The sequence below is a fragment of the Enterococcus sp. LJL120 genome, from assembly GCF_054871765.1.
Genome location: NZ_JBTXLV010000003.1, coordinates 175,941 through 194,662 on the forward strand (window position 1 = coordinate 175,941; position 18,722 = coordinate 194,662).

The window sequence follows — 18,722 nt, forward strand, 5'->3', positions numbered from 1 at the left end:
ATAAGCTTGAATTAAGTTGTTCCAAGGGGAATCAAGGACGGGATGAGAAGGTGAAAAAGATGAAGCAGATTCTTTTTTTAACAAAGAATATTTATATGGATGCTGAATGGCAAGAAAAATTTCAAAGTCTGGGTTTTGAGGTTTTTTGTTCAAAACAAATTTTAGAAGACGCCTTGTCTAAACAAGATTTTACATTTTTTAATTTTTTTAAGACGGTCGTCTTTAGTGAGAATATCGCAAATGCCGAAATTACCAGCTTGTTAGAGGCACCTCAAGCCCGCAGGAGCAAAGTCTTTCGCATTGAAGAGGATTTAGCTTCTCAAGAACTTTTGGCTGAGGTGACGGAAAAACCCACGCTGGTCTATTTAAGTATAACGATGAGCTTAACCGAGCTTCGGGAGGCTTTGACAGTAGCTGAAACGCAAGATGTGTTAGATTTTTCCTCCTTTGCCATCGGGGCTGAGGAGTATCCCAAAAAGATTTCAATTCAACTTTTTTCGGCATTGCTATCAGGCATGTCAAAAAAGGAAAAAGAACTTTTCAAAATCTTATACGAGCATCATGGAGAGTATGTTTCGCGTGTGGAGTTGAGTGAGACTTTATGGCAACGGGCGGCCTCTAATTCAACTTTGACCCAGTTATCGCAAATTGTCGGACGGGTCAAGAAAAAACTAGAGAAAATTGGTATTAGTGGTAATTTGATTGAGACCAATTGGAACAAGGGGTATGCCTTGAAAAACTCCCTCTGTGAGAGCATTGACGCTTGTATTGACGAAACAACTATCCAAGAGCTGCTGATGATCTATTGAAGCTGAGAAAGCCAATTTTACTATTGTCAGCAGGGCTCACTTTGTGAATCGACACAGTCTGTCTAATTAGCGGCAGTTTGTTGTTGCATGCACATTATCGTATCGGTGACTGAGAGAAGGAGTCAGGACTCGGTCACAATCATCAACATTTTGAAAGGAGTGAAGTAGGGGAATGAAAAAGATTTTGAAAAGGTTGAAATGGGTTGTAGTGGCTGTGCTTTTGATAAGTGGTTTTTCTCTAGCTAAGCCATTAGCTGTGGCGGCCGATGGTGGATCAGTCAAAAATGGCGGTCAAATTACTTTTCAAGAAGGGACCATCACTTCTTCGACCACCGATTCCACCACCAATTTACCAAGTACGGGAGGGAAATTACCCCAGACAGGTGAACTAATTCAGTGGGGAGTGCCAATTGGTGGTCTCGTTTTAATCGCATTTGTTTTAATTATTATCTGGCGGGGGCGAAGAAAGGGTGAGGAGGACGATCATGAAAAAAGCAGCTATTAGCCTGATTTGTTCGGGAATTATTCTCTCTGTCGGCAGTTTTTTGCAGCCTGACTCCGCTCTAGCCAGCAGTCTGTCAAATGATGGCAGTATCACCTTTGAAGGAGAGTATCCATGGAGCATCGTTGATCCGGAAAATCCCGGGACAATCGTTGATCCAGGGGAGTCTGAGACAGTCGGCGACCTATTGCGAATCGAATATGTACCTGATCTGCGATTTGGAACCCAGACAATTAGTCAGCAGGAGGCAACTTATCAGGCCTTTGCGCAAAATTTTTATTCAGAGACACCGGCTCGGGGCAATTTTGTCCAAATTGCCGACTACCGTAATAATACTGGCAGTGGTTGGACCCTTTCTTTAAAACAGGAAAATCAATTTCACAGCAGCCAGGATGCGAGTATTGAATTATTGGGAGCGACATTGTTTTTTGATAAATCATGGTCTAGTTCCCCTTCTAGTTCAGCCCCGCCAACGATTCAAACCGATATTATTGAGGTCAATCCCGGCAATTCTTATATTGTAGCCAATGCCGAAGCTGGCACGGGAATTGGCAAATGGACGATTTCTTTTGGAAACAGTCAAAATCTTCAGCCGACTCAATTAACCGATGAGTTGTACAACAATCAGGCTGTTTATTTAAATCCCGCTGTCGGTTTAAAGGTGCCCCATACAGCGAATGTCAAAGCGCTAAACTATACTACGGTGCTCACTTGGACCTTGTCCGAGTTACCACAATAAATTCGAGTCTAACTCAAAAAAATTAGGAGGAAAGAAAAATGAAATTAAGAACTTTAGGTGCAAGTGTTTTAATCGCAGCAATTGCAGCAGGTGTTTTATTGCCAAGTGCAGCATCAGCTGGTCCAATCGCAGGCAGTGCTACACAGTATGAATCAGAAGGATCGATTACTTATACTGGCGGGGACGGTGGCGAAACCGGCAACGTAACTGATCCGGAAGAAGGGGAAGAAATCGATGAGCCAGATCCAAATCCAACTCTTGGGGAATTGATGATTATTGGGGCAACAGATTATGAATTTGTGAATGCCGATGGTTCAACTGCTCAAACAACAGCTGCATTGGCAACTTACAATGCGCTACCATTTGGCACAACAAAAACAGCAGACGGTTCTGATATCTTAACTCGTCACTTTGTTGAGTTCCGTGACCTTCGGGGAAGTGATGAAGTTTATGCTTCTCGTCAATACAAAATTAGTGCAGCCATCACAACACCTTTCACTCGTTCAACTGGTGAAACTTTAAACGGCGCAAAATTGATTTATAACGACGTTAGCTTCCAATCACAAGTTGGTCAAAGCTACGACACAGGGGTTGCAGGGACTGACTACACAATTGCTAAGAGTGGCACGATTGATTTAAGCCAAACCGGTAATGCAGCTGGTCCTTCTCAAGATTTCTTGACCGTTGATACAAGCGACGATACAGCAATGGGACGTTTCCACCTCTTGTTTGGTGCAACTAGACCAACAACGACAACTGCCTCTGATGATGGCGTTCAGTTAGAAGTTCCAGCTAACCAAAATATGCGTCAAGGTACTTACTCAGCTGTTGTTACTTGGACAATTTCTGAAACAATTGCCTAAAAATTTATCAAATTAGCGAGGCATTGGTGGCCGCCGCTAACAGTTGAATAGCCAAACTATCGGTGGTTGTAACATAAGTAACTACAGGAATGATTTTTCCGGACAAGACTTTCGTCAAAATCGCTAAATAGTGCAAATTTGCGCCGTGGACCACTTAGGCCGCAAAAAGTACAGGCCGTTTTGCCGCAGGGACTAATTGGGCCACAGAGTCACAATTAACTTGATTCGAATTTTACATCTGTAAAAAAACTTGTGTTATAGCCATGTTAGTTTGGATATTCTTTGTTAATGTGCTTAAACTCACCAGCAGTTTTGCTGAATATCTTTTGGAGGTTGTCATGGGTAAAAGAAAAGTTAGCTTATTTTCCCTGGTATTTATTCTTTGTCTTTTTGCTTTTGCAAAACCAGTTTTTGCCACATCTGAAGAAGCTCCTACGCAGGCCAGCTCTGATACGGCTGCAAAGGGTGGCTTTTATTATCAAATTGTTCGGCCAGATTTTCAACGGGATACTAGCGTCAATTACTTTGATCTAAGAATGACGCCAGGCCAACAAGAAACAGTACATATTGATTTTACCAATACTGGAGATAGCGACATTGCTTTTAATGTCGGCTTGTACGGCGCTAAGACTAATCAAAATGGAGTGATTGAGTATGGGCCGACCAGTATTGAAAATGATGCTTCATTAGCCCATCCTTTTGAGGAGGTGGTCACCACTAGCAATCAATTTGTTGCGGTGGCCAATGAAACAACCCCGCTAGAGTTGGCGATTCAAATGCCTGCCGAAAGCTTTGATGGAATGATTTCTGGTGGGATTTGGTTTCAAGTGGCAGAAGAGGATGATCCGGATGCCACTGGGGTTATTCAAAAAACTGCTTATGTTATCGGAATGGTCCTCAGTGAAACGGATAATCCAGTTACCGCTGAGATGGTTTTGAATGACGTCTATGCCAAATTGGATAATTACCGAGGGGCCATTTATGCGAATATGTCTAATACGACAGCTGTTTATCATCGCAATGTGACGGCAGAAGTTACCATTGCCGCCGCCAGCAACCCGGATGATATTTTATATGATTCAAAAATAACCGGTATGATGATAGCACCAAACTCTTTTTTAGATTATCCCATCAGCCTTGGTGGCGATCGCTATCGTGCGGGGGATTATCTCGCCAATGTCAGTCTGACTTCTGATCAAGGCAGCTGGAATTGGACGCAGGAGTTCACGATTACTGAAGACTTAGAAACGGAACTCAATGAACAAGATGTCAGTTTAGTCCAAGAACAAGGAGTTAATTGGCTCTTCGTGGCAACAATCGGTGGTGGTTTGTTTATTGTGATTGTTTTAGTGTATGTGATTATTCGCTATCGTCGGCAAAAACAAAAACAAATCAGAAAAGCCAAGCTGGCCAATAAAAGAAAACGCAATAGTTAGTAGACAGGTGGGGACCAGATGACAGTTTTTGATTGGGGATTTATTGGACTGCTTTCTTTAGCGGCAGTCAGTCTGATTCTTTCCTTATGGTTGATTTTTTTATGGCTGTCAGGAAATCGCAAGTACCGGCAGCTGTCTGCCAAACCTCCAAAAAATAAAAAAAAGCGGAAACGATACCGTCGGCAGCTGCAACAGCTGAACAAACAAAAAAAGAGTTACCGTTTTTGGGGGATTTTATTAGCAATTATCGCCATCGTTAGCATCAGCTTATCCAGTTACGGACGGTATTACCAAGCGACGAATCTTTCTGAAGCGGATGCAACCAACATTGCCAACGCTTATCGTTACATGTATCAAATAGAGCAGCAGTTTCCTGCGTTAGAGGATGATCCTGAAACCGTCAAAGCCAAATTAGGCGAGGTCTCACGGAATCTCAGCAGTTACGGAAATCGGCGGGCTAGCAATTCTTTAAGTGAAGACGGGCAGCTTTTGTTAAACCGTTATTATAAACGACTGGCCCAGTTAGGCCAAAATATCAACAGTAATTTACGGATTCTCCCTCAAGATGCCAGTATTCAAGCGGGCTTTCAAAGTGATATTCAATTGATTCTTGATCAGCAACAGCAAATTTTAACCGCATATAGCATCAATGAAAATGCCCTTAAAGCTCAAGTTGAACAGCTGGAACAAGCTGAAGTTTCTGGAGAGTAACGCACATGAAAAAGTCCAACTTCAAAAAATCTGCTGTTGTTAAAGGTCTCCGTAAAAAAAATTCAAAAAGACACCGGCGTGTTAAATGGTTCAAAAAGAATCTAGGTAAACTCCTTTTTTTACTAGTTTCGCTGCTGTTTTTAATTGGTTGTTGTCTGAATTTTTTTATCTATCAAGTCCAGGATTTCAGCATGAATCCCAACTTTACTGCCGGCAACCAGCTTTTGGTACAAAGAAGGACTCAGTTTCAACGCTTTGATGTCGTGGTTATCAAGTCAAGCACAACGGATGAGGTCTTTGTCAGCCGTATTATCGGCTTGCCAGGGGAGACAATCACTTATGAAAATGATCAGCTTTTGGTGAATCAGCAAGCTGTTTTGGAACCCTTTATTGCCCAGCAAATTGCGGAGTCAACAGCTGCCGGGCTGCAGTACACAACAGAACTGCCAACATTTTTGTTGCAGGAAATTCCGGCAGACACTTTTTTAGTCTTGGGGGACAATCGCGGGTTTACCCGTGATAGCCGAACAGTCGGTCTGATCAGTCAGGCTGAAATTACAGGCAAGGTCATCTTTCGCTGGTTTCCAATGCACACTTGGCGATTTTTTTAGAAGGATTCTGGTTGTCATGAAACATTGAAGAAGGTTCCAACGCAAATTGCGTGGACATATAAAAGGCTCATGAAAAGTTGGGAAAGGAGTTGGTAAAACAATGAAAAATAAAAAGCAAATCGGTGGCATTTTTGGCGCATTACTGTTGTTGGTCACCGTCGTTTTGGTTGTGGTAGGCAATACTCAAACAACGGAGGCTGCACCAGAAAATAGTCGTGCCCTTGAGTTGCCAGGGATTTCACTAACCAGTGAGCCAAGTTGGGGGGGAGCAGTTTCAATTGCAAGTCAAGCTGATTTGCAAACTGCCATTGATAATCCAGCGGTCAATCATGTGATTTTGACAAGCTCATTCGCTTTGTCCAGTCGCGTGGTCATTAGTCGTGATTTCTATATCGATGGAAATGGTTTTGCGATCACGGTGGCAAACGGCAATAACGGCTTGACGTTAGGTGCCGTTTCAGGACTTTCAGGCACAGACCGGGGATACTTTAAGCTGGAGAATCTCAAGGATTTTGGGACCGCCACCACGGCTGCCGCTACGGTCGGCAATGCATTTATTCAATCTGATAACGGCGGAAATTGGAGTATTCATCTGTTAAACAATGCAGTATTAGCCACCAATGCCAAGCCGATTGTCAATGCAGCATCAAGTAAGGTTTTGGTGGAAACAACGACGGGCACTTCAACATATCGTGCCCGTAATTACAGTTTGGCAACTTTTTCTGCGACTGGTGGAGAAATTGGTTTTGTTGGTGCGAACACCGTAGTTTTGGATACATCCTATCCAAACAATCCAATTGTTGATGTCGGTAACGGGAAATTAAGCTTTAATGGCGGCAACAATAACTTTTCTGGTACAACTGGGGCAAGGCGGATGTTTACCGGCGGTGATATTACCGTTTCTGGTAGCATGACTTTAAACAAAGTTGGTAGTGAAAGTCTCTTTGAAGCAAGTAATTCTTTTACTATGCAGGCGGCGGACATCACCATGACCCAAGCTGGTTCCAACACATTTAATCTGATTCGCTCGACTTCGACTGTTAATCCAGTGAAAATTATTGACAGCTCGATTGTCTCAACCTCGGGGACGACTAATTCACTGGGGGGCTTAATCAATACCGCTGGCAATGTTGAAATTGACGGCTTGACGATGTCGGCCCAAGGCTATGATTGGAGTACAACTGATACTGGTAGATATTATGTCAACAATAACTTTATCACTGCCTATCAAAATATTTCTGTCAAAAATTCAAAATTAAATTTGAATGTCGGAGGCGAATTTGCTTTAGCCAATTACAATAATCCAACGAATCCAACGGGGGATTATGAAGGGGATAGTTTAGTCATTGATAATTCGACGGTTTATGGATTGTACAATGGCAATTTTACAAATGCCAAAAAATTCCAAATCACCAATGATTCACTGGTCAATACCCTCCATGGTGCTTCTGTCTACAACAGTGAGATCCATTATGCCAATGTGACCTTTGATGGACGAAGCCAAGTGACCATGACCGGCGACGGTGATTTTAATATGTTCAGGAATACCGGGGATTATTCTCAAGTGAATTTTTTAGGGGATGCTGCTTTAGGAACGACTGAAGGGAATACGACTGTTAAAATTACTGGACGTTCCAATAATACCGGTGATTCTGGTGGCGTCTTTAGCTATAACACAGGTAGTCGGGGAAATAGTACACCAGTTTATTTAAACTTTAAAGATTATGTAACTGTTAGTGTGACCTCAAATGGAACCAACTCAGCAAATACGAATGGCACGCCCAGCGTTATGATTCAAGCGCAGGGAGCCCAATTTAATGTCGAAAATCATTCGATTGTTGATTTTACTAACTATGGGGATTCTAACTCCAGAGGGGCGATTGTTCGTTTCCGTTATTCTGGGGATTCCTCCTTTAATGTTAGCGGCAACTCGATTATGCGCTTAACAAAAAACAACGGGACCTCAAGAGCTGCAGCTGTGCGGATGAACGGTGGCGGAAACAGTATTAATGTGTCTGACGGCGGTAAGTTTTATGTGACCAATAATGATGAAACTCGTTCAAATGGCAATGGTTATGACGGCGGGGTGACCAATGGTTCAGATGGTGCCTTTGCGGAAAGTCAGGCGATCCAATTTATTAATGGGAATAGCGAACAAAAGGTCAATACCTTTAGTTTAGTCGGCGACGAAAGCGTTGTGCGGCTTTACGCTAATGCTGGGGCGGCGATTGACGCCGCCAGCGACATCGATGTAATTGCCGGCGCGGGGACTTTCTTTGAAGCTATTGGTAATACAAATGGCGGGGCGATTTTTAGAAATGGTGCCGGACATTTAAATTTTGAGATGAGTGCCCCTATGTATTATGACTTCCGTAATAATGCCCCTAGAGGCGGGAATCTAATTACTTCAGCCAACACAAACTTTATTGCTGGTAGAAGTTCTAAATTTGAATCAACAGCTTCGGATGTCTCCTTTTGGAATAAATTGAGCAATCTAGATGGTACACCAACCTATAGTCGTACTTTGATTTCTTATACATTAAGGGGAGCCAATATGACTTTAGCCGCTGCTGATTCTCCAGATGATGATTTTTCTAACAGATTTGGTATTGGCAATGGCGTCAACCAGTATTCACGAATTTCCGCCAACAACTCAAACCCAACTATCGATCAAATTCGTCAAGGAACTGATGCCGATTTATCCCTTTATGTCTTAGGGACGGTGATGGAAGGTTTTGACCTGCAGGGACATCGGGTAGTTCGTCCTTGGTGGGATGAAGAAACCAATGTCGTTGTGGAAATTACTGAACCAAATAAGGCCCCATATCAATTGACTCAATCTTCACTGCAGGGACCAATTTCAATTTACAACGACCTAGATCAATCAGGTTATGTGAAATTTGAACTGACAGACTATCTACCAGCCGGCACGACGGTGAAAGTCGTTTCTGCTTGGCGGGGAGAGGCGGATGCGGCTGAAGATCAGCGGCATAATACACCGCAAACAGAAATTGATGCGTTGCCGGCGATGACGGTTACGGATGTGACACCACCACAACCAGCGACCATCACGGGTGATCAAGTCACCAATGCGACTACTAAAATTTCTGGAACGGCTGCCGAACCAGGGGCTAACGTCTATTATGCTGTCAAAAAATCCGGAGAAAGCCAACCGACGATGCAGACCGCTACGGCTGTGGTGGCTGCTGATGGTAGTTGGGAATTAAGCTTGACCGAACAATTAGCTGTCGGTGACGAATTGTCTCTTTATTTTGAAGATACTGCCGGGGATGATGCTCAGGTTAGTGACATTGACTTAGCCAGCAATACTGGTATTGGGAATATTAATCCTTATACAGAGTTAACGTATCACGATGCGACCTTCCCTGTTGCAACAAGATATATTGTCCAGGAAGCTTTAGTGCAACATGCAACTGCTGTCAAAACCTATACATCTTCTGGAGGCACCAGTGTTTCAGTTGGGGATACCTTAACTTATCAATTGGTTGTTGCCAATACTGAAACAGCTGGTAGTGGAATTTTATGGGGGAACGTTGTCATGACAGACGTGATTGATGAGGGATTGACATTTGATCCTGATACAGCAACGGTGACAGTCGCAGGCACTTCTCTGACAACCGATCAATTTAGTTATGATCAAGATTCCCGGACCTTAACTGTTCCACTTGGGGATATCCTGCCGAAGACCGCCACGGATGAAAATGTGGTAACAATCACCTTTACTGGGGTTGTCAATAGTCAAAGGGTTGGCGAAAAAATTCGCAACCAAGCCCATTTTTCCGGTGAAAATGCCCGGGGGGATGAATTTGCCATTGATTCTAATCTGGTGGAGACGACCGATGAAGTTTACGGCATCTTAAGTCTAGATTCTGCGCCGAATACTATCAATTTCGGCAGCCAACAAATTAGTGAAAAAGCCACAGAAGTAGATAATCCTATCTACGATCAAGATGTAATTGTCACAGATAACCGGGCGGTGCAAAGTGAGTGGAAACTACAAGCGCAGATTACTAAGCCATTAACGATTGAAAACGGCAATCCGTTGGAATCCTTTGATGTCTTATCAGGTGTAATTAAATTTAGGAATGGTGCTAGTCTGACCACCTTAAGTGCTTCACCTGAGACGCTGATCACCCAGACCAACCCAGACCGGACCCCCTACAATGTTTCAGCAACTTGGAGCGCAGGGACCACCGGTTTTGAATTGTATGTTCCCAACAATGTTGTCCGTCGAATTGGCAAATACACCGGTGAAATTTTCTGGCAGCTTTCAGATGTTTATACTCCCTAAAGACTTAACTTGTAAGTAAACGTTAAATTGTTTAGCTAGAAAATGTTCAACGGAAAAAATTGAAGGTGCGGCATAAGTGTTCTTAGGCAATTTCGGTGAAGGCCCCTTGTAATCTCTCTTGTCTGATCTTTTTATAGAGACCAGCTAATAGAGGTTGAAAGGTGAGCACCACAACTTGCTAATAGAAACTTAAGCCGTACCTTCTCATATTTTTTGGAGGTTTCTGATGAAAATCATGCGTCACATTCTTTTTATCCTGATTTTCGGTTCTATTTTTTTTACATATAATCCTCAAAAAGCGGTTGCTGCAGAGGAGACGTCTGCCCTTAGTTTTCAATATGAAACGCTGTTGCCGGAAAATCAAATCAGCGACAAGTCTTATTTTGATTTAAAAATGGAGCCAGGAGCAAAGCAAACGGTCCAAATTCGCCTGATTAATCCCACCAATCAAGGGCTTCAAATCGCTGTTAGTTTGAATGGAACAAAGACTAGCCCAAATGGGGAAATCAATTGGGGCCCTAACACCATTACCAGCGACCCTTCATTGCCCTATGAATTTACAGAGCTTGTCAGCAGCCAAAATGTGGTAGAGGTGGCGGCCCAGAGCTCTGAGTTTTTGACACTAGCCATCGAAATGCCGACAGAGAGCTTTGACGGAGTGATTGCCGGTGGGATTCAATTGAGTGAAATCAAAGAAGATAGCACTGCTGGTGAAGGGATGATTGTTAATAAGTACGCTTATGTTATCGGGATGCTTTTACAGGAGACGGATGTTGAAATTGCCCCAGACTTGAAACTGAATGATGTCACAGCAGGGGTGAGTGAATTTAAAAATGCTGTCTTTGTTAATTTTTCGAATACTCAGCCGACTTTTGTCGGCGACATGACAACCAAGGTGGCTATCCGTAAAGCTGATAGTGAAGAAGTCTTGTATCGGACAGAAAAAAGTCAGATGACAATGGCGCCTAATTCTCAGATAGATTTCCCCATCAGCCTTGCTGATCAGCGGTTTATTGGTGGGGAGTACGTTGCGACGATTGAAGTCAGCATCGGCGAGGCCCTCTGGCAATGGGAGGAACCCTTTACCATCACAGATCAAGCGGCGCTAGAATTCAATCAGCAGACAGTTACAGCTGGTCAAGGAGCTAATGACGGCAGCTTGCTGCCGGTGATTGTCTTCTTTGCTAGTTTACTGGCACTGATTATCTTAGCTCTTCTCTTTAAAGAAGTACACCGGAAAAGGCAGAAAAGAAGGAAGCGGAAAGCATGAACAAAAGAGAACCAGTTAAAAAGAGTCAGTTAGCCCAGCAGCATTCCCATCAAACAGAGCAGGAGAAAAAGAATCAAAACAAGAATCAAAATAAGTTAAAAACAAAAAGGAGATACCCAAAAAAACGGACTTCAAAAGCTGCTACTAATAGTAAACAGTCAACAAGAACAAGTATCAAGCAGCCGGGATACAAACTTTCGAAACGAAGAATAAGAAAACGCAGCTTGATTGTAGCTGGTGGACTATCTTTTTTGCTACTGCTACTGATTATGACTTGGAAATTAATTGTTTCACCGCAGTTTGTCCGCACAAATGCAATGGCTCCTCAACTGGAAAAAGACACATTAGTTTGGCTGAGTCCCATGGCTAAAATTGAGCGGTTCGCTGTGGTTTGTTTTGTGGATGATAGTCTGCCTACAGGAAAATCATTTGGCAGAGTGATTGCTTTGCCGGGGGAGGCAGTTCGCTATCGCAATGATCAGTTATTAATTGATGGCAAACGAATGACTGAGGACTTTCTCACCAAAGAATTAGCCGTGGCTCATGGCAATAATTTGCTGCTGACTACCGATTTTGACAGCAGTAGTTTAACTAGTGAAAAAGTTCCCGAAAAACACTATTTTGTGATGGCAGATAACCGACTGTTAGGCCAAGACAGCCGGCAACTTGGTTACATTCAGCAGACGGCGATCATCGGATCCGTCTGGGGACATTAAGGAGGCAGATAGCGAATGGAGAAAAAAACGACAAAAAAATTGGTGAGCTACTCGATAGTTTTTGTATTTATCTTGTTGCTTGCAGGTCTGATTTTTTGGTTAGTCAGAGGTTATTTTAGCGATGAGAACACTACTGAACAAAAGTCTCAAGGAACAACAACCTCACTCATTTCTTATCAAGGATTGTCCCGTTTAAGCTATGTGAATGATGCTGAAGAGTTGAGTTTGCAAAGAGCTGAGACCGGTCGCTGGCAGCTAGTCGATTATCCAGAAATGCAATTAGCTGAGGGGGCGGTGACTGCGATTACTGGGGCTCTGCTACAAGCGCTTGACCAAAGCCAGGAGCCATCAACAGAAGTGACGACGGCGACAGCGGGTTTAACAATACCCCAATTGACAATAGACTACACAGATGATGAAAACCAGCAAAAAAAATTGTTGATTGGCCAATCAGCTGGAGAAAATAATTATTTTGCCAAATTTTCTGATGAGCAGGAAATTTTTACTGTCGGTAGTCTATTAATCAATTATTTAAATTTTGATCAGCTATCATTGGTTGCGACTCCAACACTGCCAGTCTTTTATCAGGGAAATCTATTGTCAATTCGGCAGACGAATAATGAGGGGAGTCAAAGTTTGACGGCAGACAACACTAGTAATCTGCAGGAGTTAGCCGCAATCCTAAATGATTTAACTATCTCAACAGCGATTGATCTGCAGCCGATTGCCACAAGTCTAATGGAGTACGGCCTAACTGCTGAAGAGCAGTTAACCTATGAAGTGATTTATTTAAGCTATTCAGAAGAAGCAGAAGAGTCGGATGAATCAGCAGAAGAGCTGGGCAGTGAACAAAGCTTTACCTTTAACTTAGGTAAACTAGACGAAGCGAGTGGCGGTTATTTTATAATGGTTCCCGACAATCTCAACTCGGATGTTGTCTTTTTAGTTGATAGTCAAAGTAGTGAAAGTTTACAATTAGCTTTTAATCAAGATTAGGTGATTTTTTCGTTATTAGTCCTTTTTGAATCATTTTTTTCGGCTATTTTTAGGACAGAATTTACCTTTCATTAAAAAGTGTTTAATTTCAATTTTTTAACAGTAATCAATCTGACTGACAACTGAGAGAAAGTTAAAACAAGGCTAATTGTTCTGATTGATAGGGCTGTTGATAGGCTTTGATAATTTTTTCCATAGTGTAATCAAGCTTCAGCTCCTGGCAAAGGTTTTCGAATTTATGTTTCGTTGTAGTGCCGTTTTCAATTGGATAATAGTAGTGATTGGCCTGGTGCCGCTGGTATTTTTGCAGCAGCGCTGGGTCAATTCTTTTGAGTTGATTAAAATAATATTCCTTTTGAATATCCCGCAGGGTCACGCCCCAAAAAGGATAGATGTAGCTAGCGCCATTTTCTTTGGCGCTTAAGATCAAGGCTTCCAGTGTCGACCAGTCATCCGTCAGAAATGGCAAAATTGGCATCAAGAGAATCCCACAATAAAGCCCGCTGGTGCTTAATTTTTTTAGAGCAGCTAATCTTGCGCTAGGCAAACTAACCCGCCTTTCAATTTCCCTAGCTAGGCGATTATCAGCGGTGGACAAAGAAAAGCTGATATTGACAGGAGAATGGCGGCTAATCTTTTTTAGCAGCGGTAGGTCTCGTAAAATTAAGTCGCTTTTGGTTGCTAAAGAAACACCGCAGCCGTGTCTGTCGCAGAGTTCAAGAGCCTGCTGGGTCAGACAATATTTTTTTTCATAGGCGTTGTAAGAATCAGACATCGAACCATCCCCAATGACTATCTGATGTCTTTTTTGTTGGAGTTCGGCAGCTAATAATTTTATGGCGTTTTGTTTACTGACGACTTGATCAAAATTTTCGATGCCATAACAAAGACTGCGGGAATCGCAGTAAATGCAGCCGTGATGACAGCCTTTATATAAATTCATTGTAAAATCCGTTCCAAACCAGTCCTTGGTTTTGGTTTTCATCAAAATTTTTTTCGCAGGTATTAGTTTCATTTGCAATTCACCTCCTATAAAGAGGATAAAGGTTGACACTATGACAAGGTCAAGGGATATGCCGTTTTTTAGCTTGAAAGATTTTTTTAAAATTTCCTATCCAAAAGCCTAAGCTTCCAGTACACTTAACCTTAATAGAAAGAGTAGGTGAAAAAATGAAATTAGTGATTGAGACGATTACCAAGAAATTTGAAGAGAAGGTTATTTTTGATGAAGCGAGTTTTCAGTTTGAAAAAGGTAAAATCTATGGCCTTTTAGGGCGAAACGGTGCCGGCAAAACAACCTTGTTTAATTGCATTTCCCGCAATATTTCGATTGATAGTGGGGAAATTTATCTAGAAGACGATGGTCAAAAAAATCTGCACTATGATAATACGGCGATTGGCTTTGTCTATACGACGCCCCATCTGCCGGGCTTTATGACAGCCTATGAGTTTGTGCGCTTTTTTGTGGACATCAATCGTGACAAAATTAAAGAGGTGCAGCGAACTGAAGATTATCTGCTATCAGTCGGCATCGAAAAAGAAGACCACCATCGCTTATTAAAGGATTTTTCCCACGGGATGCAAAATAAAGTTCAAATGCTAGTCTCTTTAATGATTCAGCCGCCTGTTTTGCTGTTGGACGAGCCCTTGACTTCCTTTGATGTAGTGGCCGCCCATGAGATGAAGGAAATGATTATCAGAATGAAATCTGAATCCGTGGTGATTTTTTCTACTCATATTTTACAATTGGCACAGGATTTATGTGATGAGGTTGTTTTATTACATCATGGAAAACTGCGGGGCGTGCCGGCAGAGCGGATTCACGATCAAGATTTTGAAGAGGAAGTGGTGCAGCTTTTGACGGATAGAGAGGAGCTGCTGGATGAAAGTATTGGCTAGTTTCTTTAAAGAAGATTGGCAGTTTTTTAACTATAAACTGACCAAAAATCTAAATGGCTTTCTTTATTTTTTAAGGCGAGTACCGGGGCTTAAAAAAATTATTAGTGAACAAATCTATGCGGCCTATGAACTAAAAAGAGCCTTGGGAATTCTCTTGACGATTCTGAGTGTTGGCTATTCTTTTCTGAAGAAAATTTTAGTGTTTGTCCTGCTAGTAGCGGCTCAAATTTTCATGGTCACGTTATTTGACGGGGGTGATTTTTTTGATTTGTTCATGCAGCTCAATCAACCACTACTGCAGCAAGCAGCTTTTTTATGGCTTTTATTGGTGGTGCTCGTCTGGGGATTTTACAATCAATTTTCTGTAATTACTACACAAGGAATGATTGATTTCTACACAGAATTTGCCCTTTCCCGTAACCAGTTTATCTTAGGTCAAAAGTTTATCGAGATTTTTAAGAGTGCTGTCTTTTATTTATTGACTGGACTGATCTATGGGGTATTGGCTGGGAAAATTGCGCTGGCATTGATTTTCCCACTATCGTATCTAGCAGGGAATTTCTTATTATTTGTCTTTTGCCGTTGGTTGTATATGCTAAACTTCAGTAAAGGGACGCGCCGGCTGATTGGTGTCATTGCGACAGTTCTCTTTTTAGCTGTCATTGCAGGACTTTATTACTTTGATTTAATTGCACCGTTGACAAGTATCTATACTAGCTGGCTTTCAGTACCAGTCTGGCTGCTGTTAACTGTTGTTGGCTTTAGCGGTGCGTGGCGTTATCCGCGACAAAATGAATTTATTGGCAAGACAATTGTTCAATCTGTTGGCTTTTATGAAGCCAATACTAGCGATTTGCAAAAGAATAAAGAGTATATCGGTACAGGCCTGAAGATGCAAAAGCAGCTGGAGGTTAATTTCGATGATAAGGTTGACAAACTAAAGGGCAGTGAATACTTGAATGCCTTACTTTTTAGTCGTTATCGGCAGGTCTTTAATAAAAAAATTCGCTATTTACTAATCGGTTTTGCAGTGGTTGCGGTTCTTTTAATCGGCCTGCGGATTTTCAATATCACTGATTATTTGGATGAAGGCGGAACCCTGCAACTATTACCGCTGCTATTCTTTTTGATGTACTTTATCTCATTTGGTAAACAGATTGTTCAGATGCTCTTTGTTAACTGTGATTCTTCGATGCTGTATTATCCTTTTTATCGAGAAGGCAGCACCATTTTAAAGGGCTTCACTTACCGTCTGCGTCAGACTTTTAAATACAACAGCATGATTATTTTAGGAATTTTTCTTTTGTTTGTCTTGTTGCAGGTATTGAATAATTTTTATTTAAGCTGGCAGTTTTTTGGTGCGTTATTGCTACTGTTAGTGGCGCTGGGCTTTCTCTTTTCCTTCCATGAGCTGTTTATTTATTATTTAATCCAGCCCTTCACGGTGGATATGACGGTTAAAAGTCCACTGTATAAAGTGATTACTTGGGTCTTTTATTATTTTGCCTACATGAATACGCAGATTCGTTTCACTGGTTTTTTATATGTAATTGGAATTTCAGTGATTTGCCTGTTGTATGTAGCCATCGGCCTGGTGATTATTTACCGTGTCGCACCGAGAACCTTTAAAATTAAAAGCTAGAAAACTAGATTTTCTCAAGGAGCTTCCTTGAGAAAATTTTTTTGCGAAAAATTTGATATCCGCATATCTTGCAAGCGATTACGTGGTAAAATAACTGGAAAAGAAAATTTTTTTGAGGTGAGCAGATGAGTTTAGCAGTGTTTGATATTGGCGGTACGTTTGTAAAATTTGGCAAGTGGACAGAGGAGTTAACGACCCTCGGTAAATTCCCCACGCCGAAAAGCTATCCAGAATTAGTTTCCGAAATGCAAAAGGTGGTCGCACAAATCGGCGATGTCACCGGCATTGCCTTGAGTGCACCGGGAGCGGTCAATGTTAAAGAGCGTCGAATTGACGGCATCAGCGCCGTACCTTTTATCCATGAAGGCCGCTTCTTTGATTTATTAGAGGCAGATTTAAATCTGCCGGTGGCAATTGAAAATGATGCCAACTGTGCTGGTATTTGTGAAATGGAATTGGGCGCAGGCAAAGACAGTTTGAACAGCGTTTTTGTGGTTATTGGAACGGGAATTGGCGGAGCAATTTTTATTGACGGCAAGCTCTACAAAGGGGCCCATTTATTTGGTGGTGAGTTTGGCATGATGAAAAATGCCAACGGTGAAACTTTGAGTATTAATGGAACTGCTGTTAAGATGGCGGCTCGTTATGAAAAAGCGACCGGTGAAGCAATTGATGGTGTTGAGTTATTTGCTCGCTATGATAACGGGGAAGAGCTGGCGCTTGAAATCATCAATAGCATGTACGATAACATTACTGATAGTTTATATGATATTCAGGTTGTGATGGATCCTGAGAAAGTGATTTTAGGCGGCGGAATTTCTGCCCGCCCAGACTTGGCAGAGCAATTAAGCACTCGGCTTGAAGGGCGCTTAAAAGAGCTTGGTGTAGAATATATTTTACCGGAAATTGCTACGGCCCAGTATCAAAATGATGCCAATCTAATCGGTGCCGCCCTCAACTATCAACAAATTCACGGATAAAATCTGGAATAGGTTCATTTTTTCACAAAATATATGCTATAATTAAGAAATTTTTTAGGAGGCAAGGATATGGAAAAAATTCCTTTTCGGTACGATCAAGTCGGTAGTTTACTGCGACCGGCCGTTTTAAAACAGGCTCGGGCCGATTTTAAAGCCGGCCAGATTTCTGCTGCTGAGTTGGCGGCAGTCGAAGACCAAGAAATCATCAAAATTATCGAAAAACAAAAGGCTATTGGCTTGAAGGCTGTGACGGATGGCGAATTTCGGCGGCGCTGGTGGCATTTAGATTTTATTGCCGGACTGCAGGGGATTACGGTCTATGATTTTGAGACGACAGCTTTTGGCATCACGACAGAAGCTCAGGGCACTTTTGTCAGCGGCAAATTGGCCTTTGACCCGACCCATCCTTTTCTAGAACATTTCAAATTTACCAAAAAACAGGCTGGTGATGTACTGGCGAAACAGACAATTCCCGGACCAAATATGATTTTCTTGGATTCTATGATTTTGTCTAAGCAATACAACGAAGCACCAATCTATGCTGATTTAGCAGAATTTGTTGCGGATTTAACTGTGACCTATCAAGCAGCGATTCAAGCTTTTTATGATGCCGGCTGTCGCTATTTGCAATTGGATGATACTAGCTGGGGTGGATTATTTGATGACCGTTTTAGAGGCATGATTACCCAAAATGGCTATGACCCCGATCAATTAATTCAAGAGTTTGGTGATATCACTGAAGCTGTTCTGGCGAAAAAACCCGCCGATATGGCAATCACTTTCCATTTTTGTAAAGGAAATTTCCAGTCCCACTGGCTCTATAATGGTTCTTACGATAAAATTGCCAAGCGGCTATTGGCAATCAAAAATTTTGATGGTTTCTTTTTAGAATTCGATGACGAACGCTCCGGCAGTTTTGCACCGATGGCTAATTTGCAAGACCAGCGTTTAGTTTTAGGCTTAGTTACCACCAAGACAGCTGCTTTAGAAGATCCGGAAATGCTGAAGGCTCGCATTCAAGAGGCGGCTCAATTTGTCCCATTAAATCAGCTGTGTCTCAGTCCTCAATGCGGCTTCTCTTCAACACAAGAGGGCAATACGATTACCGAAGCAGACCAATGGCAAAAGCTAGCCTTAGTAATTGAAACGGCTCGGGCAGTGTGGCCGGACGCAGAATAAAAATTTGGACACTTCAATTCATTTCTGAGTTGAAGTGTTTTTTAGGAGGTTGACTAA

Annotated in this window: 17 protein-coding genes; 15 read left to right on the plus strand and 2 right to left on the minus strand. The window is 42.2% G+C overall.

Annotated elements, in window-relative coordinates:
* Positions 1–59: 59 nt before the first annotated feature.
* From ACYSNU_RS06135 to ACYSNU_RS06150, 4 genes are all read left to right on the plus strand, one after another.
* Positions 60–809 carry a winged helix-turn-helix domain-containing protein gene (locus ACYSNU_RS06135; RefSeq protein WP_461736312.1) on the plus strand — a complete coding sequence of 250 codons (750 nt, stop codon included), beginning with the start codon at positions 60–62 and terminating at the stop codon, positions 807–809.
* A 172-nt stretch (positions 810–981) separates the two neighbouring features.
* Positions 982–1,314: an LPXTG cell wall anchor domain-containing protein gene (locus ACYSNU_RS06140; protein ID WP_461736313.1), complete on the plus strand. Its 333-nt coding sequence runs from the start codon at positions 982–984 to the stop codon at positions 1,312–1,314.
* A complete protein-coding gene (locus ACYSNU_RS06145; RefSeq protein WP_461736314.1) occupies positions 1,295–2,050 on the plus strand; it encodes a WxL domain-containing protein in 756 nt (251 codons plus the stop codon). The genes ACYSNU_RS06140 and ACYSNU_RS06145 overlap by 20 nt, the downstream gene beginning before the upstream one ends.
* A 38-nt stretch (positions 2,051–2,088) precedes the next feature.
* Complete coding sequence (locus ACYSNU_RS06150; protein ID WP_461736315.1) at positions 2,089–2,913, plus strand: WxL domain-containing protein; 825 nt, start codon at positions 2,089–2,091, stop codon at positions 2,911–2,913.
* 7 nt (positions 2,914–2,920) lie between these two features.
* Here the strand turns inward: ACYSNU_RS06150 and ACYSNU_RS06155 are convergent, their stop codons facing one another.
* On the minus strand, positions 2,921–3,067 hold the full coding sequence (locus ACYSNU_RS06155; RefSeq protein WP_461736316.1) for a hypothetical protein: 147 nt from the start codon (positions 3,065–3,067) through the stop codon (positions 2,921–2,923).
* A gap of 184 nt (positions 3,068–3,251) precedes the next feature.
* Here ACYSNU_RS06155 and ACYSNU_RS06160 point away from each other — a divergent pair, with 184 nt between their 5' ends.
* From ACYSNU_RS06160 to ACYSNU_RS06190, 7 genes are all read left to right on the plus strand, one after another.
* Complete coding sequence (locus ACYSNU_RS06160) at positions 3,252–4,349, plus strand: DUF916 and DUF3324 domain-containing protein (protein ID WP_461736317.1); 1,098 nt, start codon at positions 3,252–3,254, stop codon at positions 4,347–4,349.
* Positions 4,350–4,367: 18 nt separating this feature from the next.
* Positions 4,368–5,060 carry a hypothetical protein gene (locus tag ACYSNU_RS06165; RefSeq protein ID WP_461736318.1) on the plus strand — a complete coding sequence of 231 codons (693 nt, stop codon included), beginning with the start codon at positions 4,368–4,370 and terminating at the stop codon, positions 5,058–5,060.
* A gap of 5 nt (positions 5,061–5,065) precedes the next feature.
* Positions 5,066–5,671: a signal peptidase I gene (lepB, locus tag ACYSNU_RS06170; protein WP_461736319.1), complete on the plus strand. Its 606-nt coding sequence runs from the start codon at positions 5,066–5,068 to the stop codon at positions 5,669–5,671.
* Positions 5,672–5,771: 100 nt separating this feature from the next.
* A complete protein-coding gene (locus ACYSNU_RS06175; RefSeq protein WP_461736320.1) occupies positions 5,772–9,983 on the plus strand; it encodes a WxL domain-containing protein in 4,212 nt (1,403 codons plus the stop codon).
* 226 nt (positions 9,984–10,209) lie between these two features.
* Entirely contained in the window at positions 10,210–11,253 is a 1,044-nt protein-coding gene (locus ACYSNU_RS06180; RefSeq protein WP_461736321.1) for a DUF916 and DUF3324 domain-containing protein, read from the plus strand.
* On the plus strand, positions 11,250–11,969 hold the full coding sequence (lepB, locus tag ACYSNU_RS06185; RefSeq protein ID WP_461736322.1) for a signal peptidase I: 720 nt from the start codon (positions 11,250–11,252) through the stop codon (positions 11,967–11,969). The genes ACYSNU_RS06180 and lepB (ACYSNU_RS06185) overlap by 4 nt, the downstream gene beginning before the upstream one ends.
* Positions 11,970–11,984: 15 nt before the next feature.
* A complete protein-coding gene (locus ACYSNU_RS06190) occupies positions 11,985–12,965 on the plus strand; it encodes a DUF4340 domain-containing protein (protein ID WP_461736323.1) in 981 nt (326 codons plus the stop codon).
* 133 nt (positions 12,966–13,098) lie between these two features.
* On the opposite strand, the gene ACYSNU_RS06195 is transcribed toward ACYSNU_RS06190, so the two are convergent.
* Complete coding sequence (locus tag ACYSNU_RS06195; protein WP_461736324.1) at positions 13,099–13,980, minus strand: SPL family radical SAM protein; 882 nt, start codon at positions 13,978–13,980, stop codon at positions 13,099–13,101.
* A gap of 155 nt (positions 13,981–14,135) precedes the next feature.
* Between ACYSNU_RS06195 and ACYSNU_RS06200 the strand changes: the two genes are divergently transcribed.
* From ACYSNU_RS06200 to ACYSNU_RS06215, 4 genes are all read left to right on the plus strand, one after another.
* Complete coding sequence (locus tag ACYSNU_RS06200; protein WP_461736325.1) at positions 14,136–14,864, plus strand: ABC transporter ATP-binding protein; 729 nt, start codon at positions 14,136–14,138, stop codon at positions 14,862–14,864.
* Complete coding sequence (locus tag ACYSNU_RS06205; RefSeq protein ID WP_461736326.1) at positions 14,848–16,506, plus strand: hypothetical protein; 1,659 nt, start codon at positions 14,848–14,850, stop codon at positions 16,504–16,506. Before ACYSNU_RS06200 ends, ACYSNU_RS06205 begins: the two co-directional genes overlap by 17 nt.
* Positions 16,507–16,631: 125 nt before the next feature.
* Positions 16,632–17,486, plus strand: a complete 855-nt coding sequence (locus ACYSNU_RS06210; RefSeq protein ID WP_461736327.1) for an ROK family protein — start codon at positions 16,632–16,634, stop codon at positions 17,484–17,486.
* Between the two features lie 69 nt (positions 17,487–17,555).
* Positions 17,556–18,665 carry a 5-methyltetrahydropteroyltriglutamate--homocysteine S-methyltransferase gene (locus ACYSNU_RS06215; protein ID WP_461736328.1) on the plus strand — a complete coding sequence of 370 codons (1,110 nt, stop codon included), beginning with the start codon at positions 17,556–17,558 and terminating at the stop codon, positions 18,663–18,665.
* The last annotated feature ends 57 nt before the right edge of the window (positions 18,666–18,722 follow it).